At 71.6% G+C, this 23,032-nt stretch carries 26 protein-coding genes; 6 read left to right on the forward strand and 20 right to left on the reverse strand.

The genetic code is table 11. The annotated features are described in order from the left end of the window. Positions 1-7: 7 nt before the first annotated feature. Complete coding sequence (locus tag AB0I18_RS40030) at positions 8-1,627, reverse strand: ATP-binding cassette domain-containing protein (protein ID WP_363110658.1); 1,620 nt, start codon at positions 1,625-1,627, stop codon at positions 8-10. Between the two features lie 107 nt (positions 1,628-1,734). On the opposite strand from AB0I18_RS40030, the gene AB0I18_RS40035 reads away from it, so the two are divergent. The 3 genes from AB0I18_RS40035 to AB0I18_RS40045 all read left to right on the forward strand — a co-directional run bounded on the left by AB0I18_RS40035 (position 1,735) and on the right by AB0I18_RS40045 (position 4,391). Further along, positions 1,735-3,225, forward strand: coding sequence for a phosphatase PAP2 family protein (locus AB0I18_RS40035; RefSeq protein ID WP_363110659.1), 1,491 nt, complete (start codon positions 1,735-1,737; stop codon positions 3,223-3,225). A 130-nt stretch (positions 3,226-3,355) separates the two neighbouring features. Beyond that, positions 3,356-4,177 carry a methyltransferase domain-containing protein gene (locus AB0I18_RS40040; RefSeq protein WP_363110660.1) on the forward strand — a complete coding sequence of 274 codons (822 nt, stop codon included), beginning with the start codon at positions 3,356-3,358 and terminating at the stop codon, positions 4,175-4,177. A gap of 43 nt (positions 4,178-4,220) precedes the next feature. Next, positions 4,221-4,391: a hydrophobic protein gene (locus AB0I18_RS40045; RefSeq protein WP_363110661.1), complete on the forward strand. Its 171-nt coding sequence runs from the start codon at positions 4,221-4,223 to the stop codon at positions 4,389-4,391. A 56-nt stretch (positions 4,392-4,447) separates the two neighbouring features. Here AB0I18_RS40045 and AB0I18_RS40050 read toward each other — a convergent pair whose 3' ends face one another. From AB0I18_RS40050 to AB0I18_RS40110, 13 genes are all read right to left on the reverse strand, one after another. Next, positions 4,448-4,768 (reverse strand): gas vesicle protein K, encoded by a 321-nt coding sequence (locus tag AB0I18_RS40050; RefSeq protein ID WP_363110662.1) that lies wholly within the window; start codon positions 4,766-4,768, stop codon positions 4,448-4,450. Beyond that, positions 4,765-4,977 (reverse strand): gas vesicle protein, encoded by a 213-nt coding sequence (locus AB0I18_RS40055; protein WP_363110663.1) that lies wholly within the window; start codon positions 4,975-4,977, stop codon positions 4,765-4,767. Before AB0I18_RS40055 ends, AB0I18_RS40050 begins: the two co-directional genes overlap by 4 nt. After that, a complete protein-coding gene (locus tag AB0I18_RS40060; protein WP_363110664.1) occupies positions 4,974-5,741 on the reverse strand; it encodes a GvpL/GvpF family gas vesicle protein in 768 nt (255 codons plus the stop codon). The genes AB0I18_RS40055 and AB0I18_RS40060 overlap by 4 nt, the downstream gene beginning before the upstream one ends. Continuing rightward, positions 5,738-6,076, reverse strand: coding sequence for a gas vesicle protein (locus tag AB0I18_RS40065; protein ID WP_363110665.1), 339 nt, complete (start codon positions 6,074-6,076; stop codon positions 5,738-5,740). Before AB0I18_RS40065 ends, AB0I18_RS40060 begins: the two co-directional genes overlap by 4 nt. Continuing rightward, the gene (locus AB0I18_RS40070) at positions 6,076-7,167 is read right to left on the reverse strand and encodes an SRPBCC family protein (RefSeq protein ID WP_363110666.1); all 1,092 of its coding nucleotides are present in this window, start codon (positions 7,165-7,167) and stop codon (positions 6,076-6,078) included. The genes AB0I18_RS40065 and AB0I18_RS40070 overlap by 1 nt, the downstream gene beginning before the upstream one ends. Further along, positions 7,160-7,864, reverse strand: a complete 705-nt coding sequence (locus AB0I18_RS40075; RefSeq protein ID WP_363110667.1) for a DNA primase — start codon at positions 7,862-7,864, stop codon at positions 7,160-7,162. The genes AB0I18_RS40070 and AB0I18_RS40075 overlap by 8 nt, the downstream gene beginning before the upstream one ends. Then, the gene (locus tag AB0I18_RS40080; RefSeq protein ID WP_363110668.1) at positions 7,861-8,193 is read right to left on the reverse strand and encodes a gas vesicle protein GvpG; all 333 of its coding nucleotides are present in this window, start codon (positions 8,191-8,193) and stop codon (positions 7,861-7,863) included. The genes AB0I18_RS40075 and AB0I18_RS40080 overlap by 4 nt, the downstream gene beginning before the upstream one ends. Positions 8,194-8,197: 4 nt before the next feature. Next, a complete protein-coding gene (locus tag AB0I18_RS40085; RefSeq protein ID WP_363110669.1) occupies positions 8,198-8,968 on the reverse strand; it encodes a GvpL/GvpF family gas vesicle protein in 771 nt (256 codons plus the stop codon). Further along, positions 8,965-9,399 carry a gas vesicle structural protein GvpA gene (locus AB0I18_RS40090; protein ID WP_363110670.1) on the reverse strand — a complete coding sequence of 145 codons (435 nt, stop codon included), beginning with the start codon at positions 9,397-9,399 and terminating at the stop codon, positions 8,965-8,967. The genes AB0I18_RS40085 and AB0I18_RS40090 overlap by 4 nt, the downstream gene beginning before the upstream one ends. 46 nt (positions 9,400-9,445) lie before the next feature. Continuing rightward, positions 9,446-9,844, reverse strand: a complete 399-nt coding sequence (locus tag AB0I18_RS40095; protein ID WP_363110671.1) for a gas vesicle protein — start codon at positions 9,842-9,844, stop codon at positions 9,446-9,448. Between the two features lie 60 nt (positions 9,845-9,904). Further along, complete coding sequence (ligD, locus tag AB0I18_RS40100; RefSeq protein WP_363110672.1) at positions 9,905-10,825, reverse strand: non-homologous end-joining DNA ligase; 921 nt, start codon at positions 10,823-10,825, stop codon at positions 9,905-9,907. A gap of 64 nt (positions 10,826-10,889) precedes the next feature. Next, the gene (locus tag AB0I18_RS40105) at positions 10,890-12,737 is read right to left on the reverse strand and encodes a transketolase (RefSeq protein WP_363110673.1); all 1,848 of its coding nucleotides are present in this window, start codon (positions 12,735-12,737) and stop codon (positions 10,890-10,892) included. Then, positions 12,734-14,461 (reverse strand): NAD(P)/FAD-dependent oxidoreductase, encoded by a 1,728-nt coding sequence (locus AB0I18_RS40110; protein WP_363110674.1) that lies wholly within the window; start codon positions 14,459-14,461, stop codon positions 12,734-12,736. Before AB0I18_RS40110 ends, AB0I18_RS40105 begins: the two co-directional genes overlap by 4 nt. Before the next feature lie 197 nt (positions 14,462-14,658). Here AB0I18_RS40110 and AB0I18_RS40115 point away from each other — a divergent pair, with 197 nt between their 5' ends. Then, the gene (locus AB0I18_RS40115) at positions 14,659-15,624 is read left to right on the forward strand and encodes a TIGR03557 family F420-dependent LLM class oxidoreductase (RefSeq protein ID WP_363110675.1); all 966 of its coding nucleotides are present in this window, start codon (positions 14,659-14,661) and stop codon (positions 15,622-15,624) included. 76 nt (positions 15,625-15,700) lie between these two features. Then, positions 15,701-16,807: an enolase C-terminal domain-like protein gene (locus AB0I18_RS40120; protein ID WP_363110676.1), complete on the forward strand. Its 1,107-nt coding sequence runs from the start codon at positions 15,701-15,703 to the stop codon at positions 16,805-16,807. A 49-nt stretch (positions 16,808-16,856) separates the two neighbouring features. Here the strand turns inward: AB0I18_RS40120 and AB0I18_RS40125 are convergent, their stop codons facing one another. After that, a complete protein-coding gene (locus AB0I18_RS40125; RefSeq protein WP_363110677.1) occupies positions 16,857-17,864 on the reverse strand; it encodes an SDR family oxidoreductase in 1,008 nt (335 codons plus the stop codon). A 3-nt stretch (positions 17,865-17,867) separates the two neighbouring features. Continuing rightward, complete coding sequence (locus AB0I18_RS40130) at positions 17,868-18,401, reverse strand: phage holin family protein (RefSeq protein ID WP_363110678.1); 534 nt, start codon at positions 18,399-18,401, stop codon at positions 17,868-17,870. A gap of 161 nt (positions 18,402-18,562) precedes the next feature. Here AB0I18_RS40130 and AB0I18_RS40135 point away from each other — a divergent pair, with 161 nt between their 5' ends. After that, the gene (locus AB0I18_RS40135; protein ID WP_363110679.1) at positions 18,563-18,916 is read left to right on the forward strand and encodes a VOC family protein; all 354 of its coding nucleotides are present in this window, start codon (positions 18,563-18,565) and stop codon (positions 18,914-18,916) included. A 22-nt stretch (positions 18,917-18,938) separates the two neighbouring features. Here AB0I18_RS40135 and AB0I18_RS40140 read toward each other — a convergent pair whose 3' ends face one another. From AB0I18_RS40140 to AB0I18_RS40155, 4 genes are read right to left on the reverse strand one after another with little or no spacing between them, the layout of a single operon-like run. After that, positions 18,939-19,343, reverse strand: coding sequence for a DUF5709 domain-containing protein (locus AB0I18_RS40140; protein WP_363110680.1), 405 nt, complete (start codon positions 19,341-19,343; stop codon positions 18,939-18,941). Positions 19,344-19,400: 57 nt separating this feature from the next. Continuing rightward, a complete protein-coding gene (locus AB0I18_RS40145) occupies positions 19,401-21,395 on the reverse strand; it encodes a DUF5107 domain-containing protein (RefSeq protein WP_363110681.1) in 1,995 nt (664 codons plus the stop codon). A gap of 40 nt (positions 21,396-21,435) precedes the next feature. Beyond that, a complete protein-coding gene (locus AB0I18_RS40150) occupies positions 21,436-22,332 on the reverse strand; it encodes an arginase family protein (protein WP_363110685.1) in 897 nt (298 codons plus the stop codon). Between the two features lie 5 nt (positions 22,333-22,337). Then, the gene (locus AB0I18_RS40155) at positions 22,338-22,883 is read right to left on the reverse strand and encodes a GNAT family protein (protein ID WP_363110682.1); all 546 of its coding nucleotides are present in this window, start codon (positions 22,881-22,883) and stop codon (positions 22,338-22,340) included. Between the last annotated feature and the right edge of the window lie 149 nt (positions 22,884-23,032).

Consider the following 23,032-nt stretch of genomic DNA (forward strand, 5'->3'; position numbering starts at 1 on the left):
GGAGCGTTCAGCGGGATCGCTGAACCCTCCGCTCGTCCCACACCGGCTCCGTCGTCTCCCGCACACGCCCATCACTGCCGAACACCAGATACCGGTCGAAGGAGCGGGCGAACCAGCGGTCATGAGTAACCGCCAGCACCGTGCCCTCGTACGCCTCAAGACCTTCCTGAAGGGCTTCCGCCGACTCCAGGTCAAGGTTGTCGGTGGGCTCGTCGAGGAGCAGGGCCGTGGAGCCCTCCAGCTCGAGCAGGAGGATCTGGAAGCGGGCCTGCTGCCCGCCGGAAAGCCGGTCGAAGCGCTGTTCGGCCTGGCCGGTCAGCTCGTAGCGCCGCAGCCGGGACATCGCGGCGCCGCGGTCCTGGGAGTGCTCGGTCCACAGGATGTCGAGCAGGTTGCGCCCCGCCAGTTCGGGATGGGCGTGGGTCTGCGCGAAGTGGCCGGGCACGACGCGCGCGCCGAGCTTCCACTCCCCCGTGTGCGCCACTTCACCGCCCGCGAGGAGCCGCAGGAAGTGCGACTTGCCGGAACCGTTCGAGCCGAGCACGGCGACCCGCTCGCCGTAGAAGACCTCCAGATCGAAGGGTTTCATCAGCCCGGTGAGCTCAAGCCCCTTGCAGGTCACGGCCCTTACACCGGTCCGCCCGCCGTGCAGGCGCATCGTGATGTCCTGCTCGCGCGGCGGCTCCGGAGGCGGGCCCGCCTCCTCGAACTTGCGCAGCCTGGTCTGCGCGGCCTGGTACCGCGAGGCCAGCTCATGGCTGATCGAGGCCGCCTGCCGCAGGTTGAGCACCAGCTTCTTCAGCTGGGCGTGCTTCTCGTCCCAGCGCCGCCGCAGCTCCTCGAAGCGCGCGAACCGCTCGCGTCGCGCCTCGTGGTACGTGTCGAAGCCGCCGCCGTGCACCCAGGCGTCGGCCCCGGCGGGACTCGGCTCGACGCTGACGATCTTCTCGGCGGAGCGGGACAGCAGCTCCCGATCGTGCGAGACGAACAGGATGGTCTTGCGGGTCTCCCGCAGTCGCTCCTCCAGCCAGCGCTTGCCGGGCACGTCGAGGTAGTTGTCCGGCTCGTCGAGCAGCAGTACCTCGTCGGTGCCGCGCAGCAGCGCCTCCAGTACGAGCCGCTTCTGCTCGCCGCCGGAAAGCGTGCTCACCTCGCGGAACTGCGCCTTGTCGTACGGCACCCCGAGCGCGGCCATGGTGCAGATGTCCCAGAGCGTCTCGGCCTCGTACCCCTGGACCTCCGCCCAGTCGGAGAGCGCCTGCGCGTACTGCATCTGGGCGGCCTCGTCGTCGACCGTCATGATGGCGTGCTCGGCGCGGTCGACGGCCTGGGCCGCCTCCCGGATCCGGGGCTGGGCGACCGAGACGAGCAGGTCGCGCACGGTCGTCTCGTCCCGTACGGACCCCACGAACTGGCGCATCACGCCGAGTCCGCCGCTCACGGTGACGGTGCCCCCGTGCGGTTTCAGCTCCCCCGAGATCAGCCGCAGCAGTGTCGTCTTGCCCGCCCCGTTGGGTCCCACCAGCGCGACCGCGGCCCCTTCGCCCACCCGGAAGGACACATCGCCGAGGAGCGCCCTGCCGTCCGGGAGGTAGTACTCAAGGTGCGCGGCTTCAAGATGTCCCATGGTTGCGCATTGTCCGGGGCGGACCGGGCGCGCGGCAAACGGGTTACGAAACGGCCGGTGGCCGGCAGTCGTGCTCGGTACGGGCCCGGCCGGGGTACCCGCCTTCCATGACCGCAGACGTAGACCTCACCGTTCCCGTGCCCGGGCATGCCCTGCGCGACCGGCTGCTGGCCCTGGACTGCCGCCTCTTCGAGGCGGTCGCGGCACGGCACTGGCCGGGCGCGGACCCCTTCCTGCCGAGGCTGAGCCACAGCGCGAACCACGGAGTGCTGTGGTTCGGCGCGGCGGCGGCCCTCGTGGCCACCCGCTCGCCGCGGGCCCGCCGCGCGGCCACCCGGGGCGTCGCCTCGCTCGCCCTTGCCTCGGCCACCATCAACACGCTCGGCAAGCGCTCGGTGCGCCGCCCGCGCCCGCTGCTCGACGCGGTGCCGATGATCCGCCAGCTGAAGCGGCAGCCGATCACCACCTCGTTCCCCTCGGGGCACTCGGCGTCGGCGGCGGCCTTCGCGACGGGCGTCGCCCTGGAGTCCCGCACCGCGGGCACCGCCGTGGCCCCGCTGGCCGCCGCGGTGGCCCTCTCCCGCATCTACACGGGCGCGCACTTCCCGAGCGACGTGCTCGCCGGGGCGGCGCTCGGCGCGGGTGCCGCCTTCGCGATCCGCGGTCTGGTGCCCACCCGCGACCAGCTGCCGCCCCCGGGGCGGCCGCGCGTGGACGCACCCGCGCTGCCGGACGGCGAGGGTCTGGTCCTCGTGGTCAACACGGCGGCGGGCACCACGGACCGCACCCGCGCACTGGGCGACGCGCTGCCGCTCGCCGAGATCGTGGAGTGCGAACCGGACGGCCTGCGGGGCGAGTTGGAGAAGGCGGCGACCCGTGCCGTGGTGCTCGGCGTGTGCGGCGGCGACGGCACGGTGAACGCGGCCGCCGAGGTGGCCCTGCGGCACGGCCGCCCGCTCGCGGTCCTGCCGGGCGGCACACTGAACCACTTCGCGTACGACCTGGGCGTGGAGGACGTACGCGATCTGAGCCGGGCCCTGCGGCAGGGCGACGCCGTGCGCGTGGACGTGGGCCGCTTCTCCTCCGGCACCACGGAGGGCTACTTCCTCAACACCTGCAGCCTGGGCGTCTATCCGGAGCTGGTGCGCGAGCGGGACCGCTGGTCGGGGCGGATCGGCGGCTGGCCGGCCGGGGTCCTCGCGGCCGTGCGCGTGCTGCGCGCCGACCGGCATCCCCTGCAGACCGAACTCGGCGGCCGGACGCGGCCGTTGTGGATGCTGTTCGCCGGCAACGGCACGTACCACCGCATGGGGCTGACCCCGGCCCGCCGCTACGACCTCGCGGACGGCCGGCTGGACGTCCGCGTCGTGCACGGCGGCCGCAAACCCGCCGTCCGGCTCCTCGCGGCCGCCGTCGCAGGACCGCTCACCCGCTCCCCCGTGCACGCCGCGGTACGGGTCGGCAGGCTCCGCGTGGACGGTGTGGCGCCCGGCACCCTGCTGGCGTACGACGGCGAAGTCACCACGGTGGAGGGCGAGGTGACGCTGGAGAAGCTGCCCGAGGCACTGACCGTCTACCGACCCCTCTCGCCGCACTGACCTCACTCGGATCACTGCACGGAGTCCACATAGCAAGATGCGGATCTCACTATTCGACATATCGGCGTACGGTGACGGGTACCGCCGCGCGGAGTCTCCGCGCGGCCCGGTACGAGGAGACGAGGACGTCATGCCGAAGGAGACCGCCGTCTACACGCACGGCCACCACGAGTCCGTGCTGCGCTCGCACACCTGGCGCACCGCCGCCAACTCGGCGGCCTACCTCCTCGGTTCACTCAAGCCGCACATGAAGATCCTGGACATCGGCTGCGGCCCGGGGACCATCACCGCCGACCTGGCGGAGCTGGTCCCCGACGGCCGGGTCACCGCGGTCGACCGGGCACCGGGCATCCTGGCCCGGGCCCGCGCCACGGCGGCCGAACGGGGCCTGGCCAACGTCGAGTTCGCGGTCGCGGACGTGCACGCGCTGGACTACCCGGACGACACCTTCTGCGTCGTCCACGCCCATCAGGTCCTCCAGCACGTGGGCGACCCGGTGCGGGCGCTGCGCGAGATGTACCGGGTCACCAGGCCGGGCGGTCTCGTCGCCGTCCGGGACGCCGACTACGCGGCGATGACCTGGTATCCGCAGACGCCCGGCATGGACGACTGGCTGGACCTGTACCGGCGGGTGGCCCGCGCCAACGGTGGTGAGCCGGACGCCGGGCGGCGCCTCAAGTCCTGGGCGCTCCAGGCCGGTTTCACCGACACCGACATCACCGCCTCGTCGAGCACCTGGTGCTACGCCACCGCGGAGGAGCGCGCCTGGTGGAGCGGCCTGTGGGCGGACCGCACGGTCGACTCGTCGTACGCGGAGCGTGCCACCGAGGGCGGCCACGCGACCGCCGGACAACTGCACGCGGCCGCGGCGGCCTGGCGGGAATGGGGACGGCAGCGGGACGCCTGGTTCTCCGTCCTGCACGGAGAAATTCTCTGCCGAAAGCCGGTCTGATTTCCCGCTTCAGGGAAACCCGGTCAGCAGGAGGTATCACATTATGGTTCCCATCCTGCTGGTACTGCTTCTGGCGCTGCTTCTGTTCGGCGCCGGCTTCGCGGTGAAACTGCTCTGGTGGATTGCCCTGGTGGTTATCGTCCTGTGGCTGCTGGGCTTCCTGGTACGCGGGACAACGGCGACCGGAACAAGGTCCCGCTGGTATCGCTGGTAGTTCTACCCCGGTAGTTCTACTCCGGCTGTTCTCCGGGAAGGGATATTCCCGAAGGGCTATTCCCTGGGAAGCAACGGCCCGAGCGGCCCGAGGTCCAGATTGAGGTCCTCGGGCCGCAGGCCGTAGCGCTCACGCAGCTCGGCCATCCGGTCGTCGAGGAGCATCAGCGTGAGCCCGATCCGCTCTTCCTGGTCCTCCGTCAGCTCTCCCGTGTCGAAACGGCGCAGGGCCTGCCGCTCCATCAGCTGCCGCAGCAGCTCGACGACGGTCAGGACGAGCTTCACGAGGTCGCGCTCCACCGTGTCCGGTTCTAGATCGAGCCGGTTCCTGCCGGTGCTGCCGTTCCTGCCAGTGCTGCTGCCGGTCCCTTCGGTCACGCCAACTCCTCCTCCTGCCACGGTGAGGCGTCCTGCCAAGGTGACGGGACTTGCGCGTTCACCGAGCTGATGAGCGCGTTGAGGTCGATGCGGACGAGGTCGACGTCCGCGATCCGCAGAGTGATGTCCCCGGTGATCACCACCCCGCCCGCGAGCAGCCGGTCGAGCAGGTCGACGAGAGCGACCTCACGGCGTTCGACGACGGTCACGACTCCTCCCCGCTGAACGAGTAGGCCGCCCACGGGCCGGTGAGTTCGACCCGCATCCCAGGTGCGTCGTCCTTTGTGCTGTCCACCAGTTCCACGAATTCCTCGGACGCCGCACGCGGCACCAGATAGGCGGCGTTGAGCACATTGCGGCCGGCCGCGCGGGAAAGCGCCGGGTTCTGCGGGGGGTGGATGCGCGTGTCATCGGCGAATTCGGAGAGTGCGCCGTGCAACTGCCGTGCGAATTTCTCGGCGCGTTCCCACATGTCCTCATGGGTGCGCCTCTGCATACGACGCTGCCGCAAATAGTCGCGTCCTGTCGCGACCTTTCCAGAACTCTCGGCCTTCTCCTCCGAACCGTCCGTTTCGGGGTTCTCGGCGTAGACCTTGACGCCCCACTCCACTCGTCCGTCCAGTCGGTCGAGGGTGCGCAGAAACAGCTCCTCCCGCTCCTGCATCATCATCCGCACACCGCTGTCGTCCCGGAACACGGTGGCGAGTCGCAGCGGCAGCGGGCTGGTGACGGTGGTGAGTGCGTCGATCACGCTCTGGTGGGCGCGGGCCGTCTCGCTCAGCCAGTCCAGGTCCTCCAGATGGGCCCGCAGCGGCTGTTCGGCGAAGTCCCGCTCGGGAACGGAACTGACCACGGCGACCAGGTCGCCGTGGCTCAGCAGCTTGGGCGGGGCGCCCGCGACTCCCGTCAACTCGGCCTGGAGGGCGGCCGAGAAGGGGCGGCAGATCGCGTAGACATAGCGCAGACCGCTCATGAGGTCTCCTCCTTCGGACTCTCCTGCGGACTCGCACGCTCCAGCTCGGCGAGCCGGTCACGCAACTCCCTGTTCTCCCGGGCGAGTTCGCCGCGGTGCGCGCGGGAGGACAGCGCGGGGTCGTCCTCCCACCAGTCGATGCCCATCTCCTTCGCCTTGTCGACGGAGGCGACGATGAGCCGCAGCTTGATGGTGAGCAGTTCGATGTCGAGCAGGTTGATGCGGATGTCGCCCGCGATCACAATGCCCTTGTCGAGCACCCGTTCAAGGATGTCGGCGAGGTTGGCGCTGCCGTTGTGTCCGTAGGGCTCGGGCATTCTGCTGGGCATGGACATCAGCGACCTCGGCTCCCGACGACTTCGTCCTCGTACGCGTCCTCGTCCTCGGCGTACTCGGTGTCTTCCTCAGGCTCTTCTTCCTCCGTGTACTCGTCGTCGGCGTACTCGTCGTCCTTCTCCCGCTCGCCCTCGTACGCCTCCGCCTCGGGCTCTTCTTCCCCGTCCTCGTACTCGTCCTCGGCGACGCCTTCCCGCCCGGTGTCGCCCTCTTCCTCTTCCTCCTCCGCGAGCGCGTCCTCGTGGCTGCGGACCACCTCGCCGTCGCGGATCTCGCCGCGCCAGCCGTCCTCCGCCTCGCCCTTCAACGTGGTGAACCGGGCGAAGTTCTTGAGGTCGAGCCGAGCCCGGCGTCCCTGGGCGCGCCAGATGTTGCCGGTCTTCTCGAAAAGGCCCTTGGGGTAGTACTCGATGACCAGCAGCACGCGGGTGAGGTTGTCGGCGAGCCGGTGGAAGGAGACGACGCCCTTCGTGGTGCCCTTCGCACCCTCCGACGTCCAGGAGATCCGGTCGTCCGGCATCTGCTCGGTGGTGTGAGCCTTCCAGCTGCGGTTGGACCAGAAGACCTTCGTCTTCCAGTCGGAGGTGGTGTCGTCGGCGCGGTTCGCGCTCTTGACGCCCTTCGCGAAGGTGCTGAAGTCCTGGTACTGGGTCCACTGGTCGTACGCGGTGCGCAGCGGCACTCCGACGTCGATGAACTCCATGATGACCGTGGGCTTCTTGCCGGCGCCGCCCTTGCGCTTGCCCTTGCCGCCGACCATGTTCTTGAAGGCACCGACCACGTTGTCCTTGGCCCGGCCTGCGCCGAGTTCCACGGCGGATCGCAGCGGTCCCTTGCCCTCGGCGAGCTTGCGGCCGCCGTCCAGGGCGAGTTTGGCGAAGCCGGGGCTGTTGCCCTCGGCTATGTCGTTGAGCTTGACGGTCGTCTCGCCGAGCTTGTGTCCGACACCGACCAGCAGGCGCTGGACCTGGGCGGCGAGGTATTCCTGGAACTCCGCCTTGAGCCGGTCGGCCGCCTCGCTCTTGGCGATGTCGGTGACCGGATTGCCCTTCTTCACGCGGTCCGTCGCGGACCCCAGGGTGTCAGTCATCGCCACCGCCTCCCTTCGGGAGCCGCGTCCTGGCACGGCGCGCGGAGGTCTTCGCCGCGGCCGCCTTCTTCCCCGGAGCCGTCTTGACCGTCTTGGCCGTCTTCGCCACGGTCTTCTTGGCGGCGGGCTTCTGCTCCGCCGCCCTCTTGGCCGGGCCCTTCTTGGCGGGTGCTTTCCGCTCCGCCGTCTTCTTGGCCGGAGCCTTCTTCGCGGCCGCCTTCCTCCGCGACCGGGGCTCGTCCTCGGCGGAGTCCTCCTCGGCTTCCTCCCGGCCGGGCGACTCCTCGTTCTCGTACTCGTCACTCTCGTACTCGTCGTCCGCCCGGCGTGCCTCGGCCTCGTCGTCCTCCTCCTCGCCGAGGCCCGGCACGTCCGGCACCACGCCCGCGAGCTGGTCGCGCACCTCGGCGGTCCTGCCGTGCAGCCGGTCGGCCAGCCCCTCGATCTGCCGCTCCACCAGCGCCCCGGAGGCGGCCTTCCCCACACCGCGCAGGTCCTCGCGCAGCTGGTCCCCGACCTCCTTGAACTGCGGGTTGTTCTGCAGTTGCTGAGACACCAGGTCCGCGAGCGCCCGCGGGCTCAGATGCATCCGCTTGCCGGCCACCATCGTGCCCACCGCGAACGCGAGTTTCATCTTCTTCGTACGTCCGAGGACGTATCCGGCCCCCACCGCGAGGCCCAGTCCGAGTCGGTTCATCCTGTAGTCCCGTTGTCCGTCCCCATGGCACCGTCGCCGGTGCCCGTCGTGCCGGCATCTGTCGTCCCGGCATCCGTTCCGAAGTTCGGCCCCGTGCTTGTGCTCAGGCCGACCTCCAGCCGGTCGAGGAGTTCGTCCTCCAGCCGGTCGAATTCCTCCTCATCGATCTCGCCCGCCTCGAGCCGCTGCTCGAGAAGGGCGAGTTCGGCCCGGACCACCGCCGGGTCGTAGTACTGGCGCTCGGCCTCGGCCAGCACCTGTCTCACTGCCCAGAGGCTGCCGCGCACCGGAGCGAACGGCAGCAGCAGCACCTCGCCGATCAGACCCACGGGCTCACTCCCCGCCGCTCTCCGAGCCGATCGTGGCGCCCGCCGGCTGGGCGGGCCCTGGCTCGACGAAGCTGTACGGCGGCAGCGGGCCGTTCACGCGCAGGTCGAGATGCGGATGGCCCTTGCGGACCTGCTCGACGGCGGTGAGGAAGGCCTCGGCCTGCTTGCGGTCCACCAGGAAGGACAGGTTGGCCAGCCACCCGGTGGACTCGGGCCCGACGCTCACCGCGTCGGCGACCGGTTCCAGGGTGTGCTGGAGTTCGACGGCGTCCTGCGACTCACGGGTCTGGACCGCGGCCGCCACCATCTCGCCGAGCCGCAGCCGCTGTTCGTACGTGCCGCCGCCCGCCTGCCTGTTGGCCTCCGTGAGGGCGCGTATCTCGGGGTTCTCGGACATCACGCGGTGCAGGACGGACTCTTCGTTGTGGCTGGCCTTGACGTTGTACTCGACCCTGCCGCCCAGTGCCTTCAGCCGCTCCAGGTAGTGCTCGGAGCGCTCGGCGAGCACACCGGTGACGGTCTTGTCGTCGGCCGCGACGCTGCCGAAGCGCATGGGCAGCACCGGTCCGCCGCCGCCCGCCTCGGCCAGTACGTTCTGGTGGGCGAGCAGATCCCTGCGCTTGGGCCGCAGCCCTTCGGGGGCATCGCTGACAACGGCCGCCAGATCGCCCTCCTTGAGGATGCGGACGGGACGCGCGGGCTCACCGACGCCGCCCATGCCGTCGGGAAGCGAGGGATGCGAGGCCGCTGTGATTCCGTATACGTACGTGCTCACTCCTGCTCCTCCTTCCTGCGCGCGGCCGTGGCCTTGCGGGCCCGCGGCCGGGACTCGGACTGCTGCTCCTGCCCTTCTTCACGGGCCTGTTTGAAGGCGCCGGAGATGGTGTCCGCGGCGCCGGACAGCGCCCCCTTGGACTTGCCCCGCGCGCCGGACTCGGTGATCTCGCCGACGAGGTCGGGAAGCCCGGGGCTCTTGTGCGGGCCCGCCTCCAGGTCGAGCCGGTTGCACGCCTCGGCGAAGCGCAGATAGGTGTCGACGCTGGCGATGACGACGCGGACGTCGATCTTCAGGATCTCGATGCCGACGAGGGAGACCCGAACGAAGGCGTCGATGACGAGCCCTCGGTCGAGGACGAGCTCCAGGACGTCGTAAAGGCCGCTGGTGCCGCCTCCGCCGCCGCTCTGCTGTGCCGGGACAACGGTCATACCGAACGGTCCTCCTTGTCTGTAAGTGCCTGCGCGGTACGGCGACCTAGCGGCCGCCGGGCCTATGTGGGTCGGCCCTCCCGCGTTCGTAACGGCGAACGCGCCGATAGCCGGTGAGGTCGCCCTCGGGGCTGAGGCTCACCTGGTAGCTCGCGAGCAGGCTCATCGTGTCGGGGACCCTGGCGACTTCCAGGACCTCGACCTCCAAGGTCCAGCCGTCCTCGGTGCGCTCGAAGGACGACACCGACTCGGCCGCCATGCCGGTGAGCTCCGCGAGCTGGACGCGCGCGTGGCGCAGCACCTCCATGGGACTCGGCGTGCCGTCCACCGTGCCGCTCTGCTGATCCTTCTCGTCCCTATTGCTTTTATCGTCTTTGTTGTTCTTGTCGTCCTTGGGGGAGTTCGACGAACTCTGTGAACGTGATGTGTTGGATGTGTTCGACATGGCCACCTCGAACTCCGAGTGGCCCTGCATTCGTTGGCCAAACCCGCAGCAGCAGGTTCCTCAGCCACGCAGGGCGTTGAGCCGGCGCCGGGCAGGACCCAGCGCGCGTCCGCCGCGCAGCAGCCCCGACCACGGGTTGGTGCGGGCCTGCTCGACGGCGTCGGCGACCGTCCAGCGGCGGGCGCCGAGGGCCGGGTCGTCGAGTTGGTCCCAGGTGATGGGAGTGGCGACCGGGGCGCCCGGTTTGGCGCGGACGGTGAAGGGGGCGACCGCCGTCTGCGCGTACGCGTTGCGCTGTACGTCCAGGTAGAGCCGGTCGCCGCGGTCCTTCTTGCGGGCGGCCGTGGTGAGGCGGTCGGGGTGCGCGTCGACGAGCGTGTCGGCGACGTCCTTGGCGAACTCGCGCACCTCGTCGAAGTCGTGCTGTCCGTTGACCGGCACGATGACGTGCAGTCCTCGGGAACCGGTGGTCATCAGGGCCGAGGGCAGCCGGATCTCATCGAGGAGCTCACCGAGCAGCCGGGCCGCCTCGCGCACGGCTTCGAAGTCGTCGGCCGAGGGGTCCAGGTCGAAGACCAACCGGTCGGGCCGGTCGATGGAGCCGACCCGGGAGAGCCACCGGTGCAGCGTCAGACAGGCCTGGTCGGCGAGGTAGACGAGGGTCGCGGAGTCCTCGCACACGGGGTGCGTGACGGTGCCGCCCTCCTTGGGCACCTCGATGCGGTCGACCCACTCGGGATAGTGCTCCTGAATGTTCTTCTGCATGAAGGTGGGCCCGCCGAGCCCGTCCGGATGCCGCTCCAGCATCAGCGGACGCCCCTTCAGATGCGGCAGCATGAACGGGGCGACCGCACGGTAGTACGCGACGAGATCCGCCTTCGTGTACTCCTTCGCCCGGCCGTCGCCGGGAAACAGCACCTTGTCGGGCCGGTGCACCTCGACGGTCCGCCGACCGGCCCGTACCGTCCGCGTGCCGGCCATGGCCACTCCTTCCGTACCTGTGCGTGTACGTGTACGTGTCAACCGGTGCCGCTCACCGCACGAGTCACCGCACGAGCGCGTGTTCCACCAGGAGCTTCGCCGCGGCCGCGATCGACTCGGCGTCGATGCCCGCGGCGTGCAGCTGCTCCTCGGGAGAGGCCGAACCGGGCATGCTGCGCACGGCGAGGCGGACCAGGCGGGGTGTGGGGCGGCCGTCGAGGAAGGCGTCCAGGACGGCGTCGCCGATGCCGCCCTCCTCGTGGTGGTCCTCCACGGTGAGCAGGCAGCCGGTGTGTTCGGCGGCCTCGCGCAGGGTGCGGCGGTCGACGGGCTTGACCGAGTACAGGTCGATGACCTGCACGGGGATACCGTCGGCCGCCAGTGCGTCCGCCGCGGACAGCGCCTCGTGCACGGTCACCCCGGCGGCGACGACGGTCAGCCGGTCCTCCTGGGAGACGCGCAGCACCTTGCTGCCGCCCACCGGAAACTCCTCGCCCGGCCCGTAGACGACCGGCGAGTCACCGCGTGAGGTCCGCAGATAGCGGATGCCTTCGAGGCCCGCCATCGCGGAGACGAGCTTGGCCGTCTGGTTGGCGTCGCACGGGTACAGCACGGTCGAGCCGTGCACCGAGCGGAACATCGCCAGATCCTCGAGGCCCATCTGCGAGGGCCCGTCCTGGCCGATCGCGACGCCCGCGTGCGAGCCGACGAGGTTGATGTCGGCGCCGCTGACCGCCGCCATGCGGACGAAGTCGTGGGCGCGGGTCAGGAAGGCGGCGAACGTCGAGGCGTACGGCACCCAGCCGCGGGCCGCGAGTCCCACGGCCGCCGCGACGAGCTGCTGCTCGGCGATGTAGCACTCGAAGAACCGGTCGGGGTGCTCCTTGGCGAAGAACTCGGCGCGGGTCGAGTCGCTCACCTCGCCGTCCAGGGCCACGACGTCTCCGCGCGCGGTGCCGAGCGCGGCCAGCGCCTGTCCGTAGGCGTTACGGGTGGCGGCCTTGTCGCCGATCTCGTAGCGGGGCAGCTCCAGGTGTCCGGCGCGTACGGCGTGCAGCATCCGGGCGGCGGGCGGCTGCTGGACCTCGACGCGGATGTCGTGCACCCCGCCGAGTTCCCGGATCGCCTCGTCGGCCTCGGGCAGCGGCTTGCCGTGCAGGCCCTCGCGGTCCTGGACGGCCTCGACGCCCTTGCCCTTGAGGGTGCGGGCCAGGATCGCGGTCGGCTGCCCGGCCGTGGAGATCGCCTCGCCGTACGCGCGGTCGACGGCGTCGACGTCATGGCCGTCGACCTCGACGGTGTGCCAGCCGAAGGCCTGGAAGCGGCGGGCGTACGCGTCGAGGTCGTGGCCGTGGCGGGTCGGGCCGCGCTGGCCGAGCCGGTTGACGTCCACGATCGCGGTGAGGTTGTCGAGGTTCTCGTACGCGGCGTGCTCGGCCGCCTCCCACACGGATCCCTCGGCCAGCTCGCTGTCGCCGCACAGCACCCACACCCGGTAGCCGACCCGGTCGAGGCGCTTGCCGGACAGGGCGATGCCGACACCGACCGGCAGTCCCTGGCCGAGCGAGCCGGTGGCCGTCTCGACCCAGGGCAGCCGGCGTGGCGTCGGATGCCCTTCGAGGCGGCTGCCGAGCTTGCGGAAGGTCATCAGCTCGGTCTCGTTGATCGCCCCGGCCGCCTTGTACGCGGCGTACAGCAGCGGCGAGGCGTGTCCCTTGGAGAGGATGAAGCGGTCGTTGCCGGGATGTGCGGGGCGGGCGAAGTCGTAGCGGAGGTGGTTGGCGAACAGGACCGCCATGAGGTCGGCGGCGGACATCGAGGACGTGGGGTGACCGGAGCCCGCCGCGGCGGCCGCGCGGACGCTGTCGACGCGCAACTGCTGCCCCAGTTCGGTGAGTTGACGGGTATTCATGACTCTCCTTCCAGGGGGTTCTCCGGACCGTGCACGGTCCGCCGACCGGGCTCGGAAGCCGTTGGGCGGCGGGGATCCGGGACCGCGGACTCGTCGGACGGGGGTACCGCATGGGGGTCGGGGTCCCGCGCGGCGGAGCTCCCGAGCGTCGCGGGCACCCCTGGTCCGGACCCGGCCCCGGACTTGAGCCCGGCCCCGGCCCCGGACTCGGAACCGGACTTGGGCTCGGACCCAGACCCAGACCCAGACTCGGACCCAGACCCAGACCCAGACCCGGACCCGGGCTCGGCCCCAGCCCCGGACTTCACCTCAGGCTCGGACTTCGCCTCGGGCTTGGACGTGCGCTCAGACTCCGGCCCGGACTTGGACCCGGGCCCCGCGGCACCCGCGGCCCGGTCGGGGGCCGCTCGCCTCTCCGGTGCGCCCGGCAGCCGCGCAAGTTCCGGTGAAGCCGTGTCCAGGGGGACCGACCAGGCGCGGACCAGGCCCAACTGCACGCCCTGGCGCGGCAGTACGGCGTCCAGCAGCCAGTCGGCGGCGACCCGGATCCGGTTGCCGGGCATCGCGGCCAGGTGGTAGCCGCGGGTGACGGCGCCGGCGATCGGCCCGGACAGCGGGACGCCGAGCGGGTTGGCGGCGGCCTTCACCCCGCCGAGGTCGACGACGAAGCCAAGGTCGCGGTGCCGGTAGGAGCGGGGTTCGCCGACGCCGAGCGAGGCGGCGACGTTGCGGGCGGCCGTCTTGCCCTGCCGCCAGGCGTGCTGGGCGGTCATCGGCGTGTACTGGCCGGGATTCTCCAGATCGGGCACGGCCGCCGCGTCCCCGCACGCGAACACCTCGGGACGGCCCGGCACCTGGAGGTTCGGCTCGACGAGCAGCCGGCCGCGTTCCATCGGCAGCCCGAGCGCCTCGGCCAGCGGATCGGGCCGTACACCGACGCACCAGACCAGGGTCCTGGTGTCGACGAACTCCCCGTCGCTGAGCAGCACCCCGTCCGAAGTGGCCTCCTTCACGGAGGTCCCGGTACGGACGTCGACGCCACGCTGCCGCAGCACGCGGTCGGCCGTACGGGAGAGCCGCTCGTCCATCTCGGGCAGCACACGCGGTGCGACGTCGAGCAGCAGCCAGCGAGGATGCATGCCCTCGCGAAGCGGCTGCTTACGGACCAGCGCGTCGGTGAGCAACTGCCCGTGCGCGGCCACCTCGGTGCCGGTGTAGCCGGCGCCGACGACCACGAAGGTGCACCGCGAGGCGCAGGTCTCGGGGTCGTCGGCGGCCGCCGCGAGCTCCACCTGCCGGGTCACGTGGTCGCGCAGATACAACGCCTCCGGCAGGCCCCGGAAGCCGTGCGCGTGCTCGGCCACACCGGGGATGGGCAGCAGCTTGTTGACGCTGCCGGCGGCGAGCACGAGACGGTCGTACGAGAGCGTGCCCACACCTCCCTCGGGGTCGCTGTAGTGCACGGTCCGCTCGTCGAGGTCGATCCCGTCGGCCTCGCCGAGCACCAGCCGTACGCGCGGCAGGGTGCCGGAGAGCGAGACCGTGACCCGGCGCGGCTCCAGCACTCCGGCGGCCACCTGGGGCAGGAGCGGGAGGTACAGAAAGTAGTCGGTCGGGTTCAGCAGGATGATGTCGGCCTTGTTCCGGGCCATCCGGGTCAGGGTGCGTGCCGTCTGGTACCCGGCGAATCCGGCGCCGACGATCACGATGCGGGGTCGGCTCATGCTTCGCCTCCGGCGGGGTCGCTCGTACGGGCTTTCCGCGTCCCCCCGGCCCGGGTACCCAAACGTCGAGGTCGCCCGGCGACAGCGTTTCCCACCGGGTGCTCGGCGGGTGCTCACCGGGCGCCGGCGGCGTTTCGCGGCAGGCCCCGGGGATACCCGGACGACGACCCGACCGGGCCCGTCGCGGAGGTGCCACCATGCCCGAATACGGCTATTTCCTGTCCACCGAGGAGTTCGGTCCCGCGGACCTCGTCGAACAGGCGAGGATGGCCGAGCAGGCCGGATTCCAGTCGCTGTGGATCTCGGACCACTACCACCCGTGGAACGACGAGCAGGGCCAGAGCCCCTTCGTGTGGTCGGTGATCGGCGCACTCTCGGAGGCCGTGTCCCTGCCGATCGAGACGGCGGTCACCTGCCCGACGGTACGGATGCACCCGGCGGTGGTGGCGCAGGCCGCGGCGACCAGCGCGGTGATGACGAACGGCCGTTTCCGGCTCGGCGTCGGCTCCGGCGAGGCCCTGAACGAGCACATCCTCGGTGACGAGTGGCCGCCCGCCCACGTCCGCCTGGAGATGCTGGAGGAGGCGATCCAGGTGATGCGCCATCTCTTCACCGGCGAGGAGGTCAACCACTCCGGCCCGCACTACACGGTCCGCAACGCCCGCCTCTACACGGTCCCCGACGAGCCCGTCCCGATCGACGTCTCGGGCTTCGGACCGCAGGCGACCTCGCTCGCGGCCCGCGTCGGCGACGGCTACATCACGATGATGCCGCAGGAGTCGATGGTGGAGCAGTTCCGCAAGGGCGGCGGGGGCGGAAAGCCGGTCAGCGGCGGTACGAAGGCCTGTTACGGCACCGACCGCGACGAGGCCGTACGCACGGTCCACCGCTTGTGGTCCAACCAGCTGCTGCCCGGCGAGATGGGGCAGGTCCTGCCCACGCCCCGCCACTTCGAGCAGCTGGCGCCCCTGATCACCGAGGACATGGTCCGGGAGAACACGGTGTGCGGGGACGACGTGGACGAGCACGTGGCCGCCCTCGCCGCGTTCGCGGAAGCGGGCGTGGACCACGTCTACGTCAACCAGATCGGCCCCGACCAGCGCGGTTTCTTCGACTTCTACCGCACGAAGGTGCTGCCGCAGCTTCAGGAAGGGGTCCGCTGATGCGGGACCGCACGGGCATCGCGGGCATCGCGGGCTCGGCCGGCGAACGGACCACCGCACACCGGGCCGGTGCGCGATGAGCAGCTCGCGGCTTGCTCTGCAACCGCCCGCCGTCTCCTCGTACACGGTCCCGACGGACGCGCCCGAGGCGGACGGCACGCTCGCCTGGGACACCACGACCGTGGTGATCGCCGAGGTGACCGCGGGCGACGCGACCGGCACCGGCTGGACCTACGGCCCGGCCGCCGTCGGCGACCTGCTGCGCGAGGAACTCGGGCCGGTCGTCACGGGGCTCGACGCGTTCGACATCCCGGCCGCGCACGACGCGCTGTGCCGCGCGGTCCGCAACGCCGGCCGCCAGGGCGTGGCCGGCTGCGCGATCTCCGCGCTCGACATCGCCCTGTGGGACCTCAAGGCCCGACTCCTCGAACTCCCCCTCGTACGCCTCCTCGGCGCCGCCCGCGAAACCGTGCCTGTCTACGGCAGCGGCGGCTTCACGACGTATCACGACACGCATCTGGCGGCCGAGCTGAACGGCTGGGTGCACGGGCAGGAGATCCCACGCGTCAAGATCAAGATCGGCGAGAGCTGGGGGCGGGCGGTGGCCCGGGACCTGTCCCGCGTCCGCACCGCACGCGAAGTGATCGGCCCGCAGGCCGAGTTGTACGTCGACGCCAACGGCGGCTACACGCGCAAGCAGGCGGTACGCGTCGGACACGCGCTCGCCGAGCACGGGGTGGGCTGGTTCGAGGAGCCGGTGTCCTCCGACGACCTGACCGGCCTGCGCCTGGTCCGCGACGCGCTGCTCTGCGACGTCGCGGCGGGCGAGTACGGCTACGACCTGCCGTACTTCGCCCGCATGATCGCGGCCGGCGCGGTCGACTGCCTCCAGATCGACGCCACCCGCTGCGGCGGCCTCACGGAGTTCCTGCGCGCCGCGGCGCTCGCCCACTCCCACGGCCTGGAGATCTCCGCGCACTGCGCCCCGCACGCCCACGCCGCGGCTGCCGCCGCCGTGCCGAACCTCCGCCACATCGAGTGGTTCCACGACCACGTCCGCATCGAGTCGATGTTCTTCGACGGCGCACTGGATCCGACGGGCGGCGTGGTCCGTCCGGACGAGGGCGTCGGACACGGGCTGACGCTGCGGACGGAGGAGGTGAAGCAGTACCGGGTGGCCTGAGGGCTTGAGTCACTTGCTTGAGTCACTTGGCTGTTTCGGGTCGTTCGGGTCAGAGCTTGCGCTTGAGCCGGGCGGCCAGCGCGAGTGTTCCGCCCACGGCCAGGCCCGCTCCCACCCGCCCCCGGTTCCGCGAGACCCACTCCTGCGGACTCGCGGACAGCGCCTCGTCGTCGAAACGCCCGTGCGCGCCGAAGTCACGGCCGTGCGGCCCGTCGGCCGGCGCCCACAGGTTGCCGCCGCGGGAGGCCTGCTCACCGTCCTCGCGCTGGGCGTCGAAGCCCGTGCGCGCGAGGTAGTGGTCCAGGAGGCCGGGAGCCACGGCGTTGGCCAGCATCGTCGCGGTGGTGGATCCCCCGACCCAGTACTCGCGGCGCCGCGGATGTCCGGCCGCGTGCACGATCGCGCGGGCGGCGAGCTCCGGCTGGTAGATGGGCGCGACGGGCCGGGCCCGGCCGGGCATCCGGCTCAACACCCACTCGAACTGAGGGGTGTTGACGGCGGGCAGCTGCACCATGGTCGTCCGCACCCGGGACCCCTCGTGCAGCAACTCGCAGCGCAGCGACTCGTTGAAGCCCTGGATGGCGTGCTTGGCCCCGCAGTACGCGGACTGCAGCGGGACGCCCCGGTAGGCGAGCGCCGAGCCGACCTGCACGATCGCTCCCCGGTCGCGCGGCAGCATGTGCCGCAGTGCGGCCCTGGTGCCGAACACATAGCCCAGGTACGTCACTTCGGTCACCCGGCGGAACTCGTCGGGCGTGATCTCGGTGAACGGCGCGAAGACTCCGGCGAAGGCGTTGTTGACCCAGACGTCGATCCGCCCGAAGGCGTCGACGACCTGCTGGGCGGCGTTCTCCACGGCCTTGGCGTCGGCGACGTCGACGGAGACGACCAGCGCCTCACCGCCGGCCCGCTGCACCTCGTCCGCGGCCGCGGCCAGTCCGTCGCGGCCCCGGGCGAGCAGGGCGACCCGGTGGCCACGGGCGGCGAAGGCCCGGGCCGTGGCCCGGCCCACACCGCCGCTGGCTCCGGTCACGACGACGGTTTTGTGGCGCGACACGGCTCACCGGGCCCGGTGGTGCGGCGCCTCGGGGTCCGCAGGACCGGGTGCGCCCGGCGGTATCCCGGGCGCGCCCGCTCCGGGCGCTCCGGTCGCCCCGCCCACGCCACCGGGTGCGACCGGCGGCACCGGCGGATAGGTGCCGCCGGGTCCGGCGAGCCCGCCGGGCGGCGCTCCGGGAGCCGTGCCGCCGACGACGCCTTCACCCTGTCCCTCGGCGATCTTCTCCGGTGTCGGCCGGGACGCCGACGGCCGTGCCGCGTTGCGCAGGACGAAGGCCAGCGCGCCGAGCACGGCGGCGGTGATCAGCGCGGCCGCCCAGTCGGGCAGGCCGAGCGCGAGCAGCAGGCCGAGGGTGAGCGCGAGGGCCGCGCCCGCGTAGAGGGCGACGGTGCCGGACGCGGCGTACAGCGCGGCCGTGCGGCGCTGCTTGCGGGTCTGCTCCCGCAGTTCGTCGCGTACGGCGTCGCGGGCCACCTGAGCCAGCTCGTCGACCAGGTTCTTGTCCAGATGTGCCAGGTGATCGATGCGGTCCATGCCGGCCGGGTACCCGCGGCCCCGGGCGCGTAACGCCCGGTGCCCGGCTCCGCTGCCGCTGTCGGGGCCGGCCGGGACCCGGGATCCACCAGGTGGGATCCGCCGCGAACGATCGCTCGAAACGATCTCGTTCCCGGCCGGCCCCAACTAGGCTCGTCCGCATGGAAATTCTGGGAGCCACGCTGCGCATCTGCGTCGACGACCTGGACACTGCGGTGCCCTTCTACGAGAAGCTGGCGGGCGGCCAAGCGCTCCGCTTCGAACGCGGGGGCGTGTCGGTCGCCGCGGTCGGTTGCTTCCTGCTGATGAGCGGACCTGAGGCGGAGCTGGACGTGCTCCGGAAGGTCTCGGCGACGATCGCCGTGCAGGACGTCGACGAAGCCCACCGGGTACTCACCGACTCGGGCGCCCACGTCCTCGCGGGCCCGGTCGTCACACCCGTCGGCCGCAACCTCATCGCGATGCATCCGGACGGCTACGTGTACGAGTACGTGGACCGACGCGCGGCGGCGTAGCGCGCCGCACGCCGAGGTTGCCCTACGTCAACTGGTCGTCCCCGAAGTCCTCTTCGTCCCTGATCCGTACCGCGTCCTCCTCCGCCGAGAGGCCGCGGGTGGTGCCCTCCTGCGCGTACACGTCCTGGTCGCGCGGCAGATCGGGGTCGGGCTCGTCGTAGAGGAGTCCGGCCGGTTCCTCGGGCGGGCCCGGCTCGCCCTCGGCGTCCACCTCGGGTTCCTCGTCCGCGAGCCGCTCGTCCAGCGACTCGCCCTCGATCACCTCGTTGACCGTGGTGCCCCGCTGCTCGGCGATCGTGGGCTCGTCCCCGGCGACGGGCAGTTGCTGGGGATCGCTCGACCGCTGCTGCTCCGGCGTACCGTCCTGAAGATCCGGAATGCCCTCGTCCTCGGGATCGGCCCCGGGGTCGTGCGGCCTGGTGGTCATGGGGTCCGCCTCCTTCCCGTCGTGCGGGATCACCCGGGTTCCCACCGACCACCCGGTTCACACAGAGGTGTCCGGGGTATCCGGGGTGTCCGGCCGCATCCGGAAGTCATGGCGCCCGGGCAGCGGCTCGTCGGTGATCCGTGCCCACAGCTCGCCGATCGCCTCGGCCCCTTCTCGCAGGTCGGCCACTTCGAATCCCGCGTCGAAGACGGCCCGCGCAGCCTCCTTGTCGCCCTCGGCCAGCAGCAGCTCCGCCTCGATCAGCCGGAACCGCCCGCGTTCGCGGGTGGCCGGACGCAGCCGTTCCCACACGGAGCGCGCGTCGGCCGTGCGGCGCACCACGAGCAGCGCGGCGATCGCCTCCCGCCCCAGCGCGGCCGTGGCCGCCGTCCACGCCTCCCCGTCGTCGCGCCGCTCCCGGCACAGGTCGTCGAAGGCGTCCGTGTACCGGTCGGCGGCCCGCTCCCGGTTGCCCGCCTCCTGATCGGCGACGGCGAGACAGCGCAGCAACGGCCAGAGCGACGGGGCGAGTTCGAGGGCGCGCTCCCAGCTCCGTACGGCCTGGGCCCGGTCGCCCGCGTGCCACTGCGCGACTCCGAGGTGGTACTCGGCGAGCGGCTTGGCGGGAGCCGTCTCCAGCATGTCCCGCCAGTGCGCCGCGACGAGCGTCTCGCCGGGCGGCCCCGCCCGGCGCGGCTCCGGAAAGGAACCGGACCTGAGCAGCTCCAGCCACGGCGCCTGTACGTCCCCGAGCGTGACCTCGTCGAAGGGCGTGCCCGGCAACTTGTGGGCGGCGCGCAGGACTTCGAGGGCGCCCCAGCCGGAACCGACGGCCAGCGCCTCACCGGGTTCGGTGTCGGCGCAGGGCAGCCAGCTCTGGTAGGCCGCCTCGAACTCCCCACGCGGCAGCGCCTGTTCTAGCCGTTCCTCGACACCGGAGCAGGCAACGGCCCAGTCGTCGCCGTGCACCCGCTCCGCGTCGGCCGCCAGTGGCCCGTACGCCTCCAGCCACGCCACCTCGCTCTCCGCGTCGAGGCGCACATGCTCCAGCTGGGTGCGGGCGAGCCCGGCCTGGATCTCGCAGTAGCCGCCGGTGCCGGGCTCGGTGAGCCACTCCTGCCAGCTCCGTCCGCCGGTGCCTGCGCCCCACACGAAGAGCTTGCGCCCGCGCAGCGCGTCGGTGGACGTCTGCACCAGCCCCTGCCCCGCCTCGTCCAGGGCCGCGATCCAGCGCCGTCTCCCGTCCGGCACGTCGTAGAAGTAGTCGGCGGGGTGTTCGCCGCGCTGCGGATACGTCCGGTCGACGCCCTCGTACACCGGGACCGGCACCCGGCGCAGCCGCCGCTCGTAGCCGAAATGCCAGGCCTCTTCCGCGGGCGCGAGCACCCTGCGCTCCTCCGGGACGGCGGTGTTGGACCACCAGTACAGCGGCGCGGCCCTCTCGTGCGGATTACGGACGCGTACGCCGACGTACAGGAAGTCCGAACCCTCCGGCAGCCAGAGGTCGACCTGGAACGGCAGGTCCCGAAGTCGCTCCCACTCCCACAGGCGCAGCATCTCGCCGCCGTCGGGGGCGGTGACGCGGGCGGCGTGGACGGGCGAGCAGGCGAGGGGCGAGTGCCCGGTGGCGCCGATGTTCCATTCGATACCGCCGGAGAACCAGGCGCCGTTGAGCGCGAAGGCGGCGGGCTGCAACACCGGGTTGCGGTAGAGGAGTTCACGGTCGGTGGGCTTGTGGACGAGGGAGCCCACGCGGCCGCCGAAGCCGGGCAGCACGGTCGCGCGCAGCCGGTCGTTCTCGATGACGAGCGTGTCGATGGCGCGAGGCGTCCGGTTCCTGTCGTATCCGTCCCGGACGCGCTCGGGCAGGAGGCCGATCAGCGGCTCGTACGCGATCTGCCGGGCCATGTCGGGTGGCAGGCCCGCCAGTTCCCGTTCGTCCACGCGGTGGGTCTCGTCGAGCGGACGCAGCGGGGGCAGCGGGTTGTCCGGGCCCAACTCCGCGACCGGCAGCGTCAGTACGTCACGTCGGATGGTCGTCACTTCGCCCATGGAACAGGCTCGGGGGCGAGCCGACCAGGGGCTCTCCCGGTCAGGATTGCGCAAAGGCGGCGACGACGATGTCGGCGAGGAGGGCGCCCGCTGCCCCTTCCGGGTCGAGGTCCGGGTCGTAGATGGTGACGTTGAGGCCCGCGCAGTGCGGGGAGCCCACCAACGGGCGCAGCAGCGCGATCAGTTCGTCGGGCAGCAGGCCGTCGGGGTCGGGGCTGTCGACGGCCGGCATGACGGACGGGTCGAGCACGTCGGCGTCGAGGTGCACCCAGAAGCCCTTGAGGTCCGGCACTTCGAAGGACTGGGCGGTGGCTCGTGCCAGGTCGTCGGCACCCCACTCGCGGATATGACCGACGGTCACGGTGGGGATCTTCAGCGCGGCGAGTTCGGTGCGCTCCTCGTCGTAGTCGCGGATACCGAAGAGCCGTACGTCCTCGTCGCGCAGATACGGCTTCAGCCCCTCCAGGTCGGTCAGGTCCTCCTGGCCGCGGCCCGTCGCCAGGGCCAGCTCCTCGCCGCCCGCCGCGCCGACCCGGTCGGAGTTGCCTGGGTGCCGGAAGTCCGCGGAGGCGTCCACGGCCGCGAGCCCGTACCGTCCGACGCGGCGCAGTGCGAGCGCGGCGCCGAGCTGGATGGAGCAGTCGCCGCCGAGGACGACGGGCAGCTCACCGGCCCGGACATGGCGCTCGATGCGGTCGGCGAGCCTGCGGGTGTACGCGGCCAGCGCGACGGCGTTGAAGACGCCGTCACCCTCCTGCCACTCCCCGCGGTCGTAGCGCGGCGGGACGACGACGCCGCCCTCCAGGGCGCGCAGCCGCTGCACGATCCGCTGCTCGCGCAGGGCGCCGGCGAGCTTGTAGCAGCCGGGCACGGTGCCCGGGGCCGGCGGGCGCAGTCCGAGGTTCGACGGGGCGTCCAGGACGACGAGATTCCGAATGGGACTCACGTTCGAATCATATCGGCGGTGACGGCCCAGCGCTCGTGGTCCCGCCAGGCTCCGTCGATGTAGAGGAACTCCGGCGAGAATCCCTCCAGCCGGAAGCCGCAACGGCGGGCCAGCGCGATCGAGGCGGCGTTGTCCGGCTGGACGTTGATCTCCAGCCGGTGCAGGCCGAGCCTGCCGAACGCGTGCCGGACGACCAGGTCGAGCCCCTCACTCATCAGCCCGCGCCCGGCCGCGTGTGCGAACGCCCCGTATCCCAGGGCCCCGCACAGGAAGGCGCCCTCGACGATGTTGTTGATGTTGATGAACCCGGCGATGCCGCCGCCGTCCTTCTCACAGACGAGGAACCCGGCCTTCGTCGGATCCTCAAGCAGCCGCCCGGCGTACGAGCCGTAGGCGGCGATGCCGGTCGGCGGGAACAGCCAGGGCTGGTGCAGTTCCTTGCTCTCGCGCGCCCGAGCGGTGAACTCGGCGCCGTCCTCGTGGGTGTAGTGGCGTATGCCCACACGGGGGCCTTCGGCAAGGTATTCGGCGGTACCGGACATCCCGCCACGGTACGCGGTCGGCCAGGACCCCAAGCGGGCCCGGTGAAGTCCGCCGCGGTTCGGCAGCGCCCCGAAGGGGCGCGGGGAACTGCGCGACCGGCCACGACGGTGCCGCAGGCGGCCGACGGCACAGCGCGGCACTTCCAGCG

The organism is Streptomyces sp. NPDC050704 (assembly GCF_040654355.1).
In the GTDB taxonomy this organism is placed as follows: domain Bacteria; phylum Actinomycetota; class Actinomycetes; order Streptomycetales; family Streptomycetaceae; genus Streptomyces.

What these genes read in the sequence shown, in the direction of transcription:
- AB0I18_RS40030 (WP_363110658.1), bottom strand. Translation starts at nt 1,627, where the DNA reads ATGGGACATCTTGAAGCCGCGCACCTTGAGTACTACCTCCCGGACGGC.
- AB0I18_RS40035 (WP_363110659.1), top strand. Translation starts at nt 1,735, where the DNA reads ATGACCGCAGACGTAGACCTCACCGTTCCCGTGCCCGGGCATGCCCTG.
- AB0I18_RS40040 (WP_363110660.1), top strand. Translation starts at nt 3,356, where the DNA reads ATGCCGAAGGAGACCGCCGTCTACACGCACGGCCACCACGAGTCCGTG.
- AB0I18_RS40045 (WP_363110661.1), top strand. Translation starts at nt 4,221, where the DNA reads ATGGTTCCCATCCTGCTGGTACTGCTTCTGGCGCTGCTTCTGTTCGGC.
- AB0I18_RS40060 (WP_363110664.1), bottom strand. Translation starts at nt 5,741, where the DNA reads ATGAGCGGTCTGCGCTATGTCTACGCGATCTGCCGCCCCTTCTCGGCC.
- AB0I18_RS40065 (WP_363110665.1), bottom strand. Translation starts at nt 6,076, where the DNA reads ATGTCCATGCCCAGCAGAATGCCCGAGCCCTACGGACACAACGGCAGC.
- AB0I18_RS40070 (WP_363110666.1), bottom strand. Translation starts at nt 7,167, where the DNA reads ATGACTGACACCCTGGGGTCCGCGACGGACCGCGTGAAGAAGGGCAAT.
- AB0I18_RS40075 (WP_363110667.1), bottom strand. Translation starts at nt 7,864, where the DNA reads ATGAACCGACTCGGACTGGGCCTCGCGGTGGGGGCCGGATACGTCCTC.
- AB0I18_RS40090 (WP_363110670.1), bottom strand. Translation starts at nt 9,399, where the DNA reads ATGACCGTTGTCCCGGCACAGCAGAGCGGCGGCGGAGGCGGCACCAGC.
- AB0I18_RS40095 (WP_363110671.1), bottom strand. Translation starts at nt 9,844, where the DNA reads ATGTCGAACACATCCAACACATCACGTTCACAGAGTTCGTCGAACTCC.
- ligD (WP_363110672.1), bottom strand. Translation starts at nt 10,825, where the DNA reads ATGGCCGGCACGCGGACGGTACGGGCCGGTCGGCGGACCGTCGAGGTG.
- AB0I18_RS40105 (WP_363110673.1), bottom strand. Translation starts at nt 12,737, where the DNA reads ATGAATACCCGTCAACTCACCGAACTGGGGCAGCAGTTGCGCGTCGAC.
- AB0I18_RS40110 (WP_363110674.1), bottom strand. Translation starts at nt 14,461, where the DNA reads ATGAGCCGACCCCGCATCGTGATCGTCGGCGCCGGATTCGCCGGGTAC.
- AB0I18_RS40115 (WP_363110675.1), top strand. Translation starts at nt 14,659, where the DNA reads ATGCCCGAATACGGCTATTTCCTGTCCACCGAGGAGTTCGGTCCCGCG.
- AB0I18_RS40120 (WP_363110676.1), top strand. Translation starts at nt 15,701, where the DNA reads ATGAGCAGCTCGCGGCTTGCTCTGCAACCGCCCGCCGTCTCCTCGTAC.
- AB0I18_RS40130 (WP_363110678.1), bottom strand. Translation starts at nt 18,401, where the DNA reads ATGGACCGCATCGATCACCTGGCACATCTGGACAAGAACCTGGTCGAC.
- AB0I18_RS40135 (WP_363110679.1), top strand. Translation starts at nt 18,563, where the DNA reads ATGGAAATTCTGGGAGCCACGCTGCGCATCTGCGTCGACGACCTGGAC.
- AB0I18_RS40140 (WP_363110680.1), bottom strand. Translation starts at nt 19,343, where the DNA reads ATGACCACCAGGCCGCACGACCCCGGGGCCGATCCCGAGGACGAGGGC.
- AB0I18_RS40145 (WP_363110681.1), bottom strand. Translation starts at nt 21,395, where the DNA reads ATGGGCGAAGTGACGACCATCCGACGTGACGTACTGACGCTGCCGGTC.
- AB0I18_RS40155 (WP_363110682.1), bottom strand. Translation starts at nt 22,883, where the DNA reads ATGTCCGGTACCGCCGAATACCTTGCCGAAGGCCCCCGTGTGGGCATA.